The 13,178-nt window shown below is 70.3% G+C and carries 15 protein-coding genes; 4 read left to right on the forward strand and 11 right to left on the reverse strand.

The annotated features are described in order from the left end of the window. Nucleotides 1–105: 105 nt before the first annotated feature. From AC4D2F_RS12375 to AC4D2F_RS12395, 5 genes are read right to left on the reverse strand one after another with little or no spacing between them, the layout of a single operon-like run. Nucleotides 106–1,194 (reverse strand): YihY/virulence factor BrkB family protein, encoded by a 1,089-nt coding sequence (locus AC4D2F_RS12375; RefSeq protein WP_490910807.1) that lies wholly within the window; start codon nucleotides 1,192–1,194, stop codon nucleotides 106–108. Further along, complete coding sequence (locus tag AC4D2F_RS12380) at nucleotides 1,154–1,696, reverse strand: 2'-5' RNA ligase family protein (protein ID WP_490910808.1); 543 nt, start codon at nucleotides 1,694–1,696, stop codon at nucleotides 1,154–1,156. The genes AC4D2F_RS12375 and AC4D2F_RS12380 overlap by 41 nt, the downstream gene beginning before the upstream one ends. A 60-nt stretch (nucleotides 1,697–1,756) precedes the next feature. Further along, a complete protein-coding gene (gene trpS, locus AC4D2F_RS12385; RefSeq protein WP_104168471.1) occupies nucleotides 1,757–2,800 on the reverse strand; it encodes a tryptophan--tRNA ligase in 1,044 nt (347 codons plus the stop codon). A 16-nt stretch (nucleotides 2,801–2,816) separates the two neighbouring features. Next, a complete protein-coding gene (locus AC4D2F_RS12390; protein WP_104168472.1) occupies nucleotides 2,817–3,650 on the reverse strand; it encodes an exodeoxyribonuclease III in 834 nt (277 codons plus the stop codon). Between the two features lie 43 nt (nucleotides 3,651–3,693). Further along, nucleotides 3,694–4,182: a hypothetical protein gene (locus AC4D2F_RS12395; RefSeq protein ID WP_104168473.1), complete on the reverse strand. Its 489-nt coding sequence runs from the start codon at nucleotides 4,180–4,182 to the stop codon at nucleotides 3,694–3,696. 170 nt (nucleotides 4,183–4,352) lie between these two features. Here AC4D2F_RS12395 and AC4D2F_RS12400 point away from each other — a divergent pair, with 170 nt between their 5' ends. Both AC4D2F_RS12400 and AC4D2F_RS12405 read left to right on the forward strand, forming a co-directional pair. Continuing rightward, nucleotides 4,353–5,132: a CHRD domain-containing protein gene (locus AC4D2F_RS12400; RefSeq protein ID WP_104168474.1), complete on the forward strand. Its 780-nt coding sequence runs from the start codon at nucleotides 4,353–4,355 to the stop codon at nucleotides 5,130–5,132. Nucleotides 5,133–5,144: 12 nt separating this feature from the next. Beyond that, nucleotides 5,145–5,843, forward strand: a complete 699-nt coding sequence (locus AC4D2F_RS12405) for a sortase domain-containing protein (RefSeq protein ID WP_490910809.1) — start codon at nucleotides 5,145–5,147, stop codon at nucleotides 5,841–5,843. Between the two features lie 3 nt (nucleotides 5,844–5,846). Here the strand turns inward: AC4D2F_RS12405 and AC4D2F_RS12410 are convergent, their stop codons facing one another. From AC4D2F_RS12410 to glyA, 6 genes are read right to left on the reverse strand one after another with little or no spacing between them, the layout of a single operon-like run. Further along, nucleotides 5,847–6,680 carry an ABC transporter permease gene (locus AC4D2F_RS12410; RefSeq protein WP_490910810.1) on the reverse strand — a complete coding sequence of 278 codons (834 nt, stop codon included), beginning with the start codon at nucleotides 6,678–6,680 and terminating at the stop codon, nucleotides 5,847–5,849. Further along, nucleotides 6,677–7,549 carry an ABC transporter permease gene (locus AC4D2F_RS12415; RefSeq protein WP_490910811.1) on the reverse strand — a complete coding sequence of 291 codons (873 nt, stop codon included), beginning with the start codon at nucleotides 7,547–7,549 and terminating at the stop codon, nucleotides 6,677–6,679. Before AC4D2F_RS12415 ends, AC4D2F_RS12410 begins: the two co-directional genes overlap by 4 nt. Then, nucleotides 7,542–8,483, reverse strand: a complete 942-nt coding sequence (locus AC4D2F_RS12420; protein WP_490910812.1) for an ABC transporter ATP-binding protein — start codon at nucleotides 8,481–8,483, stop codon at nucleotides 7,542–7,544. Before AC4D2F_RS12420 ends, AC4D2F_RS12415 begins: the two co-directional genes overlap by 8 nt. A gap of 57 nt (nucleotides 8,484–8,540) precedes the next feature. Next, a complete protein-coding gene (locus AC4D2F_RS12425) occupies nucleotides 8,541–9,434 on the reverse strand; it encodes a bifunctional methylenetetrahydrofolate dehydrogenase/methenyltetrahydrofolate cyclohydrolase (RefSeq protein ID WP_490910813.1) in 894 nt (297 codons plus the stop codon). Then, a complete protein-coding gene (locus AC4D2F_RS12430; RefSeq protein ID WP_104168478.1) occupies nucleotides 9,409–9,594 on the reverse strand; it encodes a hypothetical protein in 186 nt (61 codons plus the stop codon). The genes AC4D2F_RS12425 and AC4D2F_RS12430 overlap by 26 nt, the downstream gene beginning before the upstream one ends. Further along, nucleotides 9,588–10,889 (reverse strand): serine hydroxymethyltransferase, encoded by a 1,302-nt coding sequence (gene glyA, locus AC4D2F_RS12435; protein WP_104168479.1) that lies wholly within the window; start codon nucleotides 10,887–10,889, stop codon nucleotides 9,588–9,590. The genes AC4D2F_RS12430 and glyA overlap by 7 nt, the downstream gene beginning before the upstream one ends. 301 nt (nucleotides 10,890–11,190) lie before the next feature. Between glyA and AC4D2F_RS12440 the strand changes: the two genes are divergently transcribed. Together AC4D2F_RS12440 and purU are read left to right on the forward strand one after the other, a co-directional pair. Further along, entirely contained in the window at nucleotides 11,191–12,312 is a 1,122-nt protein-coding gene (locus tag AC4D2F_RS12440; RefSeq protein ID WP_490910814.1) for an FAD-dependent oxidoreductase, read from the forward strand. Further along, on the forward strand, nucleotides 12,313–13,173 hold the full coding sequence (gene purU / locus AC4D2F_RS12445; RefSeq protein WP_104168481.1) for a formyltetrahydrofolate deformylase: 861 nt from the start codon (nucleotides 12,313–12,315) through the stop codon (nucleotides 13,171–13,173). Nucleotides 13,174–13,178: the final 5 nt, after the last annotated feature.

Below are 13,178 nucleotides of genomic sequence, written 5' to 3' on the forward strand. Positions count from 1 at the left end.
CCCCGGACAGGCAGCAGTACCCGGGGAAGGGCGGTCCGTCTCGACGGACCGCCCTTTCCCTCGTCCGGGCACCCTCGACTCCGCATCGACATCGCCGGCGTCGTACTAGGTGCGGGTCTTCCGCCGACTCCGCTGCCGCAGCGATCCTGCCTTGGCGTGGTGCAGGCGGGCGGACTCGGCGGCCGCATCCGCCGTGCCCACGGCGCACCAGGCCGTCGCGAGCAGGTACACCTGGCTCAGCAGGTAGAACCAGACGAACAGGGCGACGACCACCGCGACCGACAGCAGGATCACACTGTTGCCGAAGAGTCCGACGATCTGCGTCGAGAAGAACCTGAGCACCGAGGTCCCGAGACCCGCGATGAGCGCTCCCTGCAGGAGGATCGGCTTCGGCATCGTGATCGCGGAGGAGGATCGGAGCAGGACCACGACGACGAAGGTGTCCAGGAGGATCATGATCGCGAACCCCGCGGCCTGGGTCAGCCCCTGGGTGGCCGCGCCGAGGTCGAGGAAGGAGAGCAGCGCTCCCAGGGTGTTGGTGGCCACCACGCCGAGCGCCGTGGTCACGACCATCACGACGCCGAGCACGGCGAGGGTGACGAGGTCCTTGGCCCAGAGCACGAGCGGGATCGTGACCGCGGGGGGCAGGCCGAAGATCCCCCGCATCGCCTGGCGCATCCCCCCGATCCACCCCAGGGAGGTCACCACCATGACGCCGGCGGAGATGACGATGGTCCAGCCGAGACCACTCGTGGCCTCGAACAGGGCAGCGGGGGTCACGAGGCCGGCCTGCCCCTCTCCCTGGTCGATCAGGCCCGGGACGGCCTGGTCGAGCAGGTCCACAGCGATGTCCTGCAGGTCCTCGTTCCCGGCGATGACGATGCCCAGGGCGGCGAACACGATCACGAGCAGCGCCGCGATGGCGAAGAAGAGGCGGTAGGCGAGACCTGCGGCCATGAGGGGGCCGCGCCTGCGGAGATACAGCTGGAAGACCCGCACCGCGCGGACGGTATTGATGCGGGACAGGGCGAGATCCACCCGCGCGACGAGGAGTTCCACGCCGCCGCTGCCGGAGCGGGTCAGTCGGCCGAGCCGGATCCGCGCCTCGGCGACCTTGCGGTGCAGCCCGGGCAGGTCGGCCGGCGAGGGCTGATCACCCTGCGGCGGCTTGGGAGCCGTCAGTGCCTTGACCAAAGTGCAGCTCCTCCCTCAGCTTCCAGAGCCCCGACGGCACGTGCTCATAGAGTCCCATGGAACGCACCTCGAACGATGCCTCGAAGGTCTGCAGCTCCCCGACGGCGGCGTCCATCGCTGCGTCCGACACGTCGTGCGCCACGGTGACGTGCGGGTGGAAGGGGAAAGCGAGCTCACGCTCGAGCGGCCCGGCCTGCAGCCTGGCATGAAGGTCCACGCACTCGTCGAAGCCCTCCACGAGCCTGAGGAAGACCACGGGTGAGATCGGCCGGAAGGAGCCGGTGCCGCGGAGCCGCACGGTGAACGGGGCCTGGTCGCGGGCCACCGCGCGGACGTGGTCGATGGTCTTGTCCCAGTCCGTGGCCGGCGTCGTCGTGATCAGGGTGATGTGCGGCGGTACGACTGCCGCCATCGGGTCGCCGAAGGACGCCCGCCACAGCTCGAGGGTGCCGGCGAGCGGCTCGGGGATCGGGATGGTGACGCCTACGGAGCTACCGGCCACGCTCGAGGGGGACGTGGCTGCCGCCGCTCCGCGAGGTTGGATGATCGAGGCGCACATCGGTCAGAGTGACCCCGCGGCCGGGAGGAAACCGACGCGCGCATAGACCTCGGCGAGCGTGGGGGCGGCCAGGGCACGTGCCTTCGCGGCGCCCTTGGCGAGGAGTCGATCGAGTTCCGCGGGGTCGGAGAGCAGTTCCTCCGCCCGGCTGCGGACGGGCGTGAGGGCCTCCACCACCACCTCCGCGAGATCCACCTTCAGGTGGCCGTACATGCGCCCCTCGTACTCGGCCTCGAGCTCCGCGACGGTCCGCCCGGACAGACCGGCATAGATCGTCAGGAGGTTGGAGATCCCGGGCTTGTCGGTCCTGTCGAAGCGGATCTCCGTCCCGGCGTCGGTGACGGCGGACCGGATGCGCTTGGCGGTGACCTTCGGGTCGTCGAGGAGGTTGATCAGGCCGGCGGGGGACGACGCGGATTTGGACATCTTCGCCGTCGGGTTCTGCAGGTCGTAGATCTTCGCGGAGTCCTTCCGGATGAACGGTTCCGGCACCACGAAGGTCTCGCCGAACCGCGTGTTGAAGCGCTGCGCGAGGTCACGGCTGAGCTCCACGTGCTGGCGCTGGTCCTCCCCCACCGGGACGCCGTCGGGCTGGTAGAGGAGGATGTCCGCGGCCTGGAGGACCGGGTAGGTGAACAGGCCCACGCTCGCGGCATCGGTCCCCTGCTTCGACGCCTTGTCCTTGAACTGCGTCATGCGCGAGGCCTCACCGAACCCGGTGATGCAGTTCAGCACCCAGGCGAGCTGGGTGTGTTCCGGGACCTGCGACTGCACGAAGAGCGTCGCCCGGTCCGGGTCGACGCCGCCGGCGATGTACTGCGCGGCGGTGATCCGGGTGCGGTGCGCCAGTTCCTTCGGGTCCTGCGGCACGGTGATCGCATGCAGGTCGGGGATGAAGAAGACGGCGTCGTAGGTCTCCTGCAGGCGGACCCACTGCACGAGCGCGCCGAGGTAGTTGCCGAGGTGCAGCGAACCCGCCGAGGGCTGCATCCCCGAGAGGATGCGCTGCCGCCGTTCCGGGTGCGCGACGGGCGTGGGCTGTGTCATGGGGGCTGTCCTGTATCTAGATCTGGTAGTCGACGACGAGCGGCGCGTGGTCCGAGAACCTCGTGTCCCAGCTTGGCGCCCTGTCGACGTCGGCGCTCACAGCGCTCTTGGCGAGGGCCTGGGTGGCCAGCTGGTAGTCGATCCGCCAGCCCGTGTCGTTGTCGAACGCCTGGCCGCGCCAGGACCACCACGTGTAGGGGCCGTCGACGTCGCCCGCGAGGAGACGTGCCACGTCCACGAAGCCGCACTCGTCCGAGAGGAAACGGTCGAAGTACGCCCGTTCTTCGGGCAGGAAGCCCGCCTTCTTGACGTTGCCCTTCCAGTTCCTGATGTCCAGCCGGGTGTGGCCCACGTTGAGGTCCCCCATGACCACGGCGTGGTCGGCGCCGTCGCGCAGCTGCGGCAGACGGGCGGCCATCGCATCGAGGAACCGGTACTTGTCGTCCTGCTTCTGTGTGCCGACCTCACCGGAGTGGACGTACGCGCTCACCACGGTGAGGTGGGCGCCGTCCACGTCGAAGTCGGCCTCCACCCAGCGGCCGGAGGTGTCGAAGTAGGAGTCGCCGATCGTGGTGCGTGTCGCCGTCGGCTCCCGCCGCGAGGCGACGGCGACCCCGGCGCGCCCCTTGGCCTCGGCCTCGGTGTGGAGGATATGCCAGTCCTCGCCCAGCAGGTCCCGGACGACGGCGTCGGGGGCCCGGACCTCCTGCAGGCAGAGGATGTCGACGTCCCGGCCGTCCAGCCATTCCTGCATCCCGCGCTTGTAGGCGGCGCGGATTCCGTTGACGTTGACCGAGGCGATACGCAGGGATTCCTGGGGGGGATTCGAGGCCGGACTCACTCGATCCACTGTACCCGGCAGGGTATCCCGCTTCGTCCGGCGGGTGGGCCCCTCAGTCGACAATGGTGCCCTCGACGGGCCCGTCGGTGGAGCCCTTCATCATGGAGCGGGCATTGTGCGACGTGATCTCGATCGTCTCGAGGGCTCGCTCCACCATGCCCTCGTCCTTGCCGAGGTACTCCCTGACCACGCCGACCTGCACCTGGACGATCTTGAAGCTGTGATCGAGCTTCAGGTCACGGGCCCTGTCCGCGGCGGCAGGCTGGACCTGTCCCGAGGGACCTGCCCCGAACACGCCCTGGGCCTCCAGACGCGCCGTCGCCTTCCGTGCCGCTCCCCGGAGACTGAAGACCACATAGCTGAAGACGAGGAGCCAGCCGAGGGAGACGATCACCACCAGCCAGCCGACGACGTCGTTCTGGTTCGCCGCGAAGACCACGGCGACCAGGAACACGATCAGCATGACGGCCATCCCGGCACTGCCCATGCGCATGCTCGGACCCCGGCCCGCAGGCCTCCCATTACTCCCTAGTGACTGCATCCCACCATTCTCCAGCATCGGCAGCCCGCCCCCCGGTGCTTCCACCGCTGGCGAACTGTCAGACTTTGATAAGTTTCCATCAAGTTTCCCCATCCGTGACGGCAGTCACCCCGAAGTACCCTCGTGCGCGCCCCCTCGGTGCGCTTCACTCGTACTATGGAGGAACACCCATGAACAAGAAGATGCGTCTCCTGGCAGTACCGGCACTGGCGATCAGCGCTGTTGCTCTCGCTGCCTCCCCCGCGATGGCCGCCCATGACGGCGCCTACTCGTCCACCCTGGGCCAGCTCAACGGCACCACGGGCACCGGCTCCATCACCCTCGACGTCGCCGGTGACCAGGCCACGGTCAACCTCCAGGTGTCCGGCCTCGCCGAGACCTTCATGGACGCGCCGTACCCCCACGTCCAGCACATCCACGGTGGAGCCAAGGGCGTCTGCCCCACCCCCGCGGACGACGCTGACGGCAACGGCATCGTCAACGTGGCGGAGGGCGCCCCCGGATACGGCGACATCGTCACCACCCTCACCACCTCGGGTGCCACCACCCCGGCCGAGGGCCTGAACCTGGCGCTCGGCGGACAGGGCGGAACCTACTCCGTCCAGCGCACCATCACCATCGATGACGCCACCCAGAAGGCACTCGCCGCCGGCACCGCCGTCGTCGTCGTGCACGGTCTCGATCCCGCGACCGCCGGCGTCCCCGCAGAGGTCTTCGGCAGCCCCTCCGAGCTCAACCCCGATCTCCCCCTCGGCGCCACGTCGCCCGCGCTCTGCGGCACCCTCGTGAAGACCCAGATGGGCGAGATGCCTTACGGCGGAGCCGACACGGGCGTTGCCACCGAGTCCTCCAACACCGCGGGCATGGTCGCCCTCGGTGGTGGCCTGGTCCTCGCCGCAGCAGCCGGCGGCACCTACGTGGTCCGTCGCCGTTCGGCCGACAACGCATAGTCCTGATCGTCGATGATCGATAGAGTGACCGGCCGCCGCTGGGGCTTCACCGCCCCGGCGGTGGCCGCACTTTTCCTCCTCGCCGGCTGTGGTGCTGCGGACCCCGCGACCACGCCGGCCCCCACCGTCTCCCCCACTGCCTCCCCGAGCGCAGATGCGAGCGCCGACGCGTCGGCTCCCTCCGCCTCCCCTTCCCCGTCGTCGACCGCGCCGTCGTCGACCGCCCCCGCGACGGCCCCTCCCCTGCCCGCCGTGCTCCCGGCCTCCGCGCCCGTCACGCTGGAGATCGCATCGATCGGCGTCCGGACCGACCTGCTGAAGCTCGGCCTGCGCAAGAACCGGAGCCTGGAGGTCCCGCCCGACGGCCCGGGGGCCCCCGCGAGCTGGTACGACCAATCCCCGACGCCCGGCGATCGCGGCCCGGCCGTCCTGCTCGGCCATGTGAACGCCACCGACGGCGGCAAGGGCGTCTTCGCGGACCTCCGCGCGCTCGAGGCCGGCGACCGCATGAGCGTCACCCGTGAGGACGGCACGACGGCGGTCTTCGAGTTCCAGCGCGGCGAGGCCTACGGGAAGGACGAGTTCCCCACCCTCGAGGTGTACGGGAACACCGCCGGATCGGAACTGCGCCTCATCACGTGCGACGGCTACAACCCCGACACGGGCGAGTTCGACGACAACTACGTCGTCTACGCGACGCTCGTCCTCTAGCAGCTACCGCAGGAAGAGCTTCCGCAGCCGCAGGGTCGTCAGCAGCATGCCCACGGCGATCATCACGAGGAAGTAGCCGACGTGGAGGACCGTCGCCGGCGTGAACGAGGCGACGCTGATCTGGCGCAGCAGTTCCACCCCGTGCCAGAGCGGCAGGGCCTGGATCAACCACTGGATGCCCTGCGGGTACACGCTGAGCGGGTAGAAGGTCGCCGAGAACAGGAACATCGGCAGCATCACGAAGTTGATCCATTCCATCTGCTGGAAGGTCTTCATGAAGCTGGTGATCCCCATGCCGAAGGACGCGAACCCGAACGCGATCACCACGGACGCGGGGACCATGAGCAGCGCCACGGGCGTCGTGATGAGCCCCATGAGCGCCATCACCGCGGTGAAGCCGGTCGCGTACAGGGCCCCGCGCAGGAGGGCCAGGAAGATCTCCCCGATCGCGACGTCCAGCGGCCCCAGCGAGGTGTACAGCATCCCCTGGTACAGCTTCGCGAAGTTCATCTTGAAGAAGACGTTCCAGGTGCTGTCGTAGACGGCGCCGTTCATGGCCGAGACCGCCAGCAGGGCTGGCGCGATGTAGGCGGCGTAACTGATCGGCCGGCCGTCGGGCCCCTCGACCGTCCCGACGAGGGCGCCGAGGCCCACGCCCATGGAGACCAGGTAGAGCACCGGTTCGAAGAAACCGGACACCATGATGAGCCAGTTGCTGCTGCGGGTCGCCAGGAGCCCGCGGGCGACGACGGCCTTCGCGTTGCGCGAGTACAGCGCGGCCAGGGGCCGTTCCGAGCCGTCCAGCGCGTAGTCCTGTCGGGTCAGCTGGGCGCTCATCGGCCGAGCCTCCTCGCGTAGACGGTGCGTGCCAGGCGCAGGCCGACTACGGCGAGGACCACGAGGTACAGCACGTGCACCACGGTGAGCCAGGGCGGGATGGCCTGCCCGTAGGTGAGGAGGCGACCGAGTTCCGTGCCGTGCCACAGTGGTGACATCCACCCGATCCACTGCAGGAAGACCGGCAGGGTGTCGAGCGGGAAGAACGTGCCGGAGAACAGGAACATCGGGGTCACGATGAAGCGCATGACGAGCGCGAACTGGCCCTTGTCCTCCTCGACACTCGCCGAGTAGGCCATCAGCGGAAGGCCGAACGCCAGTCCGCTGAGCACGGCGATCGGGATGACGGCCGCCCCCGTGGCGGACGGCGACGCACCGAAGGCGGCGACGATGAGGAAGTAGATGATCGTGGTCGCGGTCAGCCGGGCGGTGATCGCGAGCACGTGCCCGTTGACGATCTGGCCGGTACCGAGCGGCGAGGCATGCGGACCGTAGTACACCCGCCGCCACTTGAACCCGTCCATGACGGGGTAGGTGAACTCGGTGGCCGCCGTCATGATGGTCGCGGACGCCAGCAGGGCCGGGGCGATGAAGGCCAGGTAGCTGACGCCACCGAAGGCCGCCCCGGCGTTCCGGTCCACGAGCGTGGCCAGGCCCACGCCCATCGCGAAGAGGTACATGACCGGGGTGCCGACGCTGGAGGCGAGCAGCGTCCAGCGGTAGCCCTGCATGGAGCGGAGCACGTGCTCGGCGTAGTACCAGGATCCGAACGACCGGGCGCGGCGCGCGGAGACCTCCGGCGCGTGGGCGTGGAGGCGGTACGGCGGGCCGGTGGTGGCCTCCCGGACGGAGTGCCCGTTCTCACTCAACGAGACTCCTCCCGGTCAGGCGCAGGAACACGTCCTCGAGGAAGGACCGCCGCACGAGGGACGTGATGGGCTTCAGCCCCCGCGAGGTGACCTGCTCAAGGGCCGCCTCGCCGTCCCGGGCGTAGATGAGCACGCGGTCCGGCAGCGGCTCGAGCCGCTCGCCGATGCCCTGCAGTTCGTCCGCCACCGTGGTGTTGCGTGCCGAGCCGAACCGCAGTTCGAGCACCTCGCGGGTGGAGTGCTCCCGGATGAGCTGCGCGGGCGACCCCTCGGCCATGATCCGGCCCTCGTCCACGACGACGAGCCGGTCACAGAGCTGTTCCGCCTCGTCCATGTAGTGCGTGGTGAGGATGAGGGTCACCCCGGACTCCTTGAGCCGGAACAGCCGGTCCCAGAGGATGTGCCGCGCCTGCGGGTCCAGGCCCGTGGTGGGTTCGTCCAGCAGGAGGATCTTCGGTTCGTTGATGAGCGAGCGCGCGATGGTCAGGCGCCGCTTCATGCCACCCGACAGCGCATCGACCTTCGCCCCGGCCTTGTCCGTGAGCTGGGCGAATTCCAGCAGTTCGTCGGCCTTCGGCCTGAGGTAGCTCATCGGGAGCCCGAAGTAGCGGCCGTAGACGATGAGGTTGTCGCGCACCTTCAGTTCCTCGTCGAGGTTGTCCTGCTGGGGGACGACCCCGAGGTGGGCGCGCACCTCCGGCCCGTGGTCCTCCGGGTCGAGGCCCATGATGGTGAGCCGGCCGGAGGTCCGCTGCGAGACCCCGCCGATCATGCGCATGGTGGTCGACTTCCCCGCGCCGTTCGGACCGAGCAGGCCGAAGGACTCCCCCGCCGGCACCTCGAAGGAGATGCCGTCGACCGCCTTGACGTCGCCGTAGTGCTTGCTGAGCTGCTGCGCGGAGATGACCGGTGGTCCGGCGGGGTGGGTGAGCACCCGCCCAGCCTAGGCGATGACCCCCCGGGGCAGGAGCCGAGGAGGGCGCTCGCGTGTCTACGCCTGCGCGGCCCGGCGCTCCGCGGCCTCGACGACATTCGTGAGGAGCATCGCCCGGGTCATGGGCCCCACGCCACCGGGGTTCGGCGACAGCCAGCCGGCGACGGACGCCGCTGCGGGGTCGACGTCGCCGGTGAGCTTCGCCTTCCCGGTCTCCGGGTCCTCGACGCGGCTCACGCCGACGTCGAGGACGATCGCGCCGGGCTTGAGCCGGTCCGCCGTGATCATGTGCGGGATACCGGCGGCCGCCACGACCACGTCGGCGCGGCCGAGGTGGTCGGCGAGGTCGACGGTCCCGGTGTGGGCCAGGGTGACGGTCGCATTGATCTGCTTGCGCGTCAGGAGCAGTCCGAGCGGCCGGCCCACGGTGACGCCGCGCCCGACGACCAGCACGTTCAGGCCCTGGAGGGCGACGTCGTGCCGGAGGAGGAGCTCGACGATCCCGTGCGGGGTGCACGGCAGGGGCGAGTCCATCTCGGCATTGACGTTGAGGACGAGCCTGCCGAGGTTCATCGGGTGCAGGCCGTCGGCGTCCTTCGCCGGGTCGATGCGTGCGAGGATCGCGTTGGTGTCGATGTGCGGGGGCAGCGGGAGCTGCACGATGTAGCCGGTCGTGGCGTCGTCGTCGTTCAGCTCGTCGAGGACCGCCTCGAGTTCCTCCTGGGTGATGGTGGCCGGGAGGTCCCGGCGCACGGAGGTGATGCCCACCTGGGCGCAGTCGCGGTGCTTGCCCGCCACGTAGGAGTGGCTGCCGGGGTCGTCGCCCACGAGTACCGTGCCGAGGCCCGGTGTCACCCCGCGCTCGCGGAGGACGGCCACACGCTCGGCGAGTTCCTCCTTGATCCGGGCGGCGGTCGCCTTGCCGTCAAGGATGCGTGCTGTCGTCGTCATGCGGATCGTCCTTCCGGGAGGGCTTGTCCAGTTGTTCGAGCAGGAATGCCTTGCCGCGGTCGCAGCAGCCGGTGAAGCAGCATTCCTCGGCGGGGATGTCGTAGCGGGTCGATGCGGCGGCCTCGGAGGCGAGGGCCCCGGGCGGGACCGCGTCTACCACTCCTCCTGGCCCGGGTACAGCGGGAAGTCGGCGGCGAGCGCGGACACGCGGGCGCGGAGGGCCTCGACGTCGGGTGAGGGCTTGAGCGCCGCAGCGATGATCTCGCCCACCTCCGTGAACTCGGTGGCGCCGAAACCGCGGGTCGCGAGCGCGGGGGTGCCGATCCGGAGGCCCGAGGTGACCATGGGCGGACGGGGATCGAACGGTACGGCGTTGCGGTTGACGGTGATCCCCACCGAGTGCAGCACGTCCTCGGCCTGCTGGCCGTCGAGCGACGAGTTCCGCAGGTCCACGAGGACGAGGTGGACGTCCGTGCCACCCGTGAGCACCGAGACGCCGTGCTCGGTGACATCGGAGGCCGTGAGTCGTTCGGCGATGATGCGCGCACCCTCGAGGACGCGCTCCTGGCGCTCCCTGAACTCGGCCGAGCCGGCGATTTTGAAGGCCGTGGCCTTGCCCGCGATGACGTGCATGAGCGGGCCGCCCTGCTGGCCCGGGAAGACGGCCGAGTTGAGCTTCTTGGCCCATTCCTGCTTGGCGAGGATCACGCCCGAGCGGGGACCCGCGAGGGTCTTGTGGACCGTGGAGGTGACGACGTCGGAGTGCGGGACGGGGCTGGGGTGGACGCCGGCGGCGACGAGGCCTGCGAAGTGGGCCATGTCGGTCCACAGCAGGGCGCCGACCTCGTCGGCGATCGAGCGGAACGCCGCGAAGTCGAGCTGGCGGGGGTAGGCCGACCAGCCGGCGATGATGACCTGGGGCTTCGCGGCGAGCGCCTGCTCACGGACGCGCTCCATGTCCAGGCGGTGGGTGTCCTCCTCGACGCCGTAGGCCGCGACCTCGTAGAGCTTGCCCGAGAAGTTGAGCTTCATGCCGTGCGTGAGGTGGCCGCCGTGCGCGAGGGAGAGCCCCATGATCTTCTCGCCGGGCTTGATCATGGCCGAGAGCGCCGCTGCGTTGGCCTGCGCGCCGGAGTGCGGCTGGACGTTCGCGAACTCGGCACCGAACAGTGCCTTGACCCGCTCGATCGCGAGGTTCTCGGCGACGTCGACGTGCTCGCAGCCGCCGTAGTAGCGGCGCCCCGGGTAGCCCTCCGCGTACTTGTTGGTGAGCACGCTGCCCTGGGCCTCGAGGACGGCGCGCGGCGCGAAGTTCTCCGAGGCGATCATCTCGAGGGTGTCCCGCTGCCGTGCGAGCTCGTCCCGGAGGACGGCGGCGATCTCCGGATCCACCTCGGACAGGGGGGCGTTGGTGACGGAGTCGGCGTGGGAGGGAGCCATGGGCGAAGTGGTCATCGGTCGATCCTTCTCTGGGTCTCGCAAGGGGGTCAGCGTGAATCGCGGGCGGGGGTCGGAACCGCAGTCCGCGCCCCGGCCGCTCTAACGTGACCCGCGGCCCAGGCGTGCGATCCGTGGTCTGCACTGGAAGCGCGGGCGCCCCGCAGGGGATCCCGGCCTCCCGCCGCTTCCTGGTGGTTGCCCACCCTACGCCAGTCGCGACGCTCCCATGCTAGCCGGAATACGACGACGGCGGGACAGGTTCCGCATCAGTGGAGCGGCGGCCGACGGGCGGCGCTGCACCGGGAAGGGCGTCGCCATGCACGGTCCGGCACGGGAAGAGGGCGGAACGGAACGGCGTGTCCGCGTCATCGTGATCGGCGCCGGCCAGGCGGGGCTCAGCAGCGCGTACCATCTGGCGCGCCGGGGCCTCCGCCCGCACCGGGACTTCGTGGTCCTCGACGCCAACCCCGCCCCGGGCGGTGCCTGGCTGCACCGCTGGCCCGCCCTCACCTTCGACGCCGCCCACGCCCTGCACGACCTCCCGGGCCTGCGCCTCGGCACGCCGGACCCGGAGGAACCCGCCTCCCGGGTGGTCGGCCGGTACTACGGGGACTACGAGCGGGCCTTCGCCCTGCCCGTGCTCCGGCCGGTCCGGGTGACCGGGGTGGAGTCCGACGACGACGGCCCGCTCCGGGTGTCCACGCCGGACGGCACCTGGCTGGCCGACGTCGTCGTCAGTGCGACCGGCACCTGGGACCGCCCCTACTGGCCCCACTACCGTGGCCGCGACGTGTTCGCCGGGCGTCAGCTGCACACGCACGACTACCGCTCGGCCGGCGAGTTCGCGGGCCGGCGCGTCCTCGTGGTGGGCGGCGGGACCTCGGCCGTGCAGTTCGTCCTCCAGCTCCACGCGGCCGGGGCGACGCCCCTCTGGTCGACCCGCCGGCCACCGTCGTTCACCCGCCGGCCGTTCGACGCCGAGTGGGGCCGGGAGGTCGAGGCCGCGGTCGATGCGCGGACGAGGGAGGGCCTCCCGCCGGCCAGTGTGGTGTCGGTGACGGGCCTTCCGCTCACGGCCGAGTACCGGGCGGGCGTCGACGCCGGGATCCTCGTCTCGCGCGGCCCCCTGGCCGGGCTGCGCGAGCGGTCGGCGGTGTTCACGGACGGGACCGAGGAGCCCGTCGACGTCGTGCTCTGGGCCACCGGCTTCCGGGCCGCCCTGGACCACCTCGCACCGCTGCGCCTCCGGGAGCCCGGCGGCGGCATCGCCATGGACGGGGTGCACGTGCTGAAGGAGCCGCGCCTCCTGCTCGTCGGCTACGGCGCATCGGCGTCGACGCTCGGCGCGTCACGCGCGGGGCGGGCGGCGGCGACGGCAGCCGCGGCCCGGCTGCGCGGGATCGCGTCACAATCGGGGCCCCCCGGTAATCTGGCGTAGGTGACCTCCCCCGACGCCCCGCGCTCCTTCTCCCTGACGCTGTCCTGCCCCGACCGGCCCGGGATCGTCCACGGTGTCTCGGGTGCCCTGGTCGGCGTGGGGGCCAATATCACCGAGTCGCAGCAGTACGGCAGCCCGGACACGGGGACCTTCTTCATGCGCGTGGCACTCGACACCGATGCGTCCGAGGAGGACCTCCGCTCGGCCCTCGGGCCCGTGGCCGGGGAGTTCGGCATGGACTGGTCGGTGGCCCCGTCCGCACGCCGTACGCGGACGCTCATCATGGTGTCCAAGGCCGCGCACTGCCTCAACGACCTCCTCTTCCAGCACCGCTCGGGCACGCTCGCCATCGACATCCCCGTGATCGTGTCCAACCATCGCGACCTCGAGGGACTCGCCGCGTTCTACGGCGTCGAGTTCCACCACATCCCGGTGACGCCCGAGACCAAGGACGACGCCGAGGACAGGCTGCGCGCGCTGATGGACGAGCACGGGATCGAACTCGTGGTCCTCGCGCGGTACATGCAGATCCTCAGCGACCGGCTCTGCGAGGACCTGCTGGGCCGGGCCATCAACATCCACCACTCGTTCCTGCCGTCCTTCAAGGGTGCCCGCCCGTACCACCAGGCCCATGCGCGCGGCGTGAAGCTGATCGGCGCCACCGCCCACTACGTCACCGGGGCCCTCGACGAGGGGCCGATCATCGAGCAGGAGGTCATCCGCGTGGATCATGCGCGCACGGCCGAGCAGCTGACCTCGATCGGCCGGGAGCTCGAGGGACGCGCGCTGGTGCAGGCGGTGCAGTGGCACGCCGAGCGGCGCGTGCTCCTCGACGGTCGCCGCACGATCGTCTTCAACTGACACCC

The organism is Arthrobacter sp. TJ-263 (genome assembly GCF_058269155.1).

Bases quoted from the DNA above. Each gene is read 5' to 3' on its own strand.
- AC4D2F_RS12425 (WP_490910813.1), bottom strand. From the start codon at position 9,434: ATGACGACGACAGCACGCATCCTTGACGGCAAGGCGACCGCCGCCCGG.
- AC4D2F_RS12395 (WP_104168473.1), bottom strand. From the start codon at position 4,182: ATGCAGTCACTAGGGAGTAATGGGAGGCCTGCGGGCCGGGGTCCGAGC.
- trpS (WP_104168471.1), bottom strand. From the start codon at position 2,800: ATGACACAGCCCACGCCCGTCGCGCACCCGGAACGGCGGCAGCGCATC.
- AC4D2F_RS12410 (WP_490910810.1), bottom strand. From the start codon at position 6,680: ATGAGCGCCCAGCTGACCCGACAGGACTACGCGCTGGACGGCTCGGAA.
- glyA (WP_104168479.1), bottom strand. From the start codon at position 10,889: ATGACCACTTCGCCCATGGCTCCCTCCCACGCCGACTCCGTCACCAAC.
- AC4D2F_RS12440 (WP_490910814.1), top strand. From the start codon at position 11,191: ATGCACGGTCCGGCACGGGAAGAGGGCGGAACGGAACGGCGTGTCCGC.
- AC4D2F_RS12400 (WP_104168474.1), top strand. From the start codon at position 4,353: ATGAACAAGAAGATGCGTCTCCTGGCAGTACCGGCACTGGCGATCAGC.
- AC4D2F_RS12405 (WP_490910809.1), top strand. From the start codon at position 5,145: ATGATCGATAGAGTGACCGGCCGCCGCTGGGGCTTCACCGCCCCGGCG.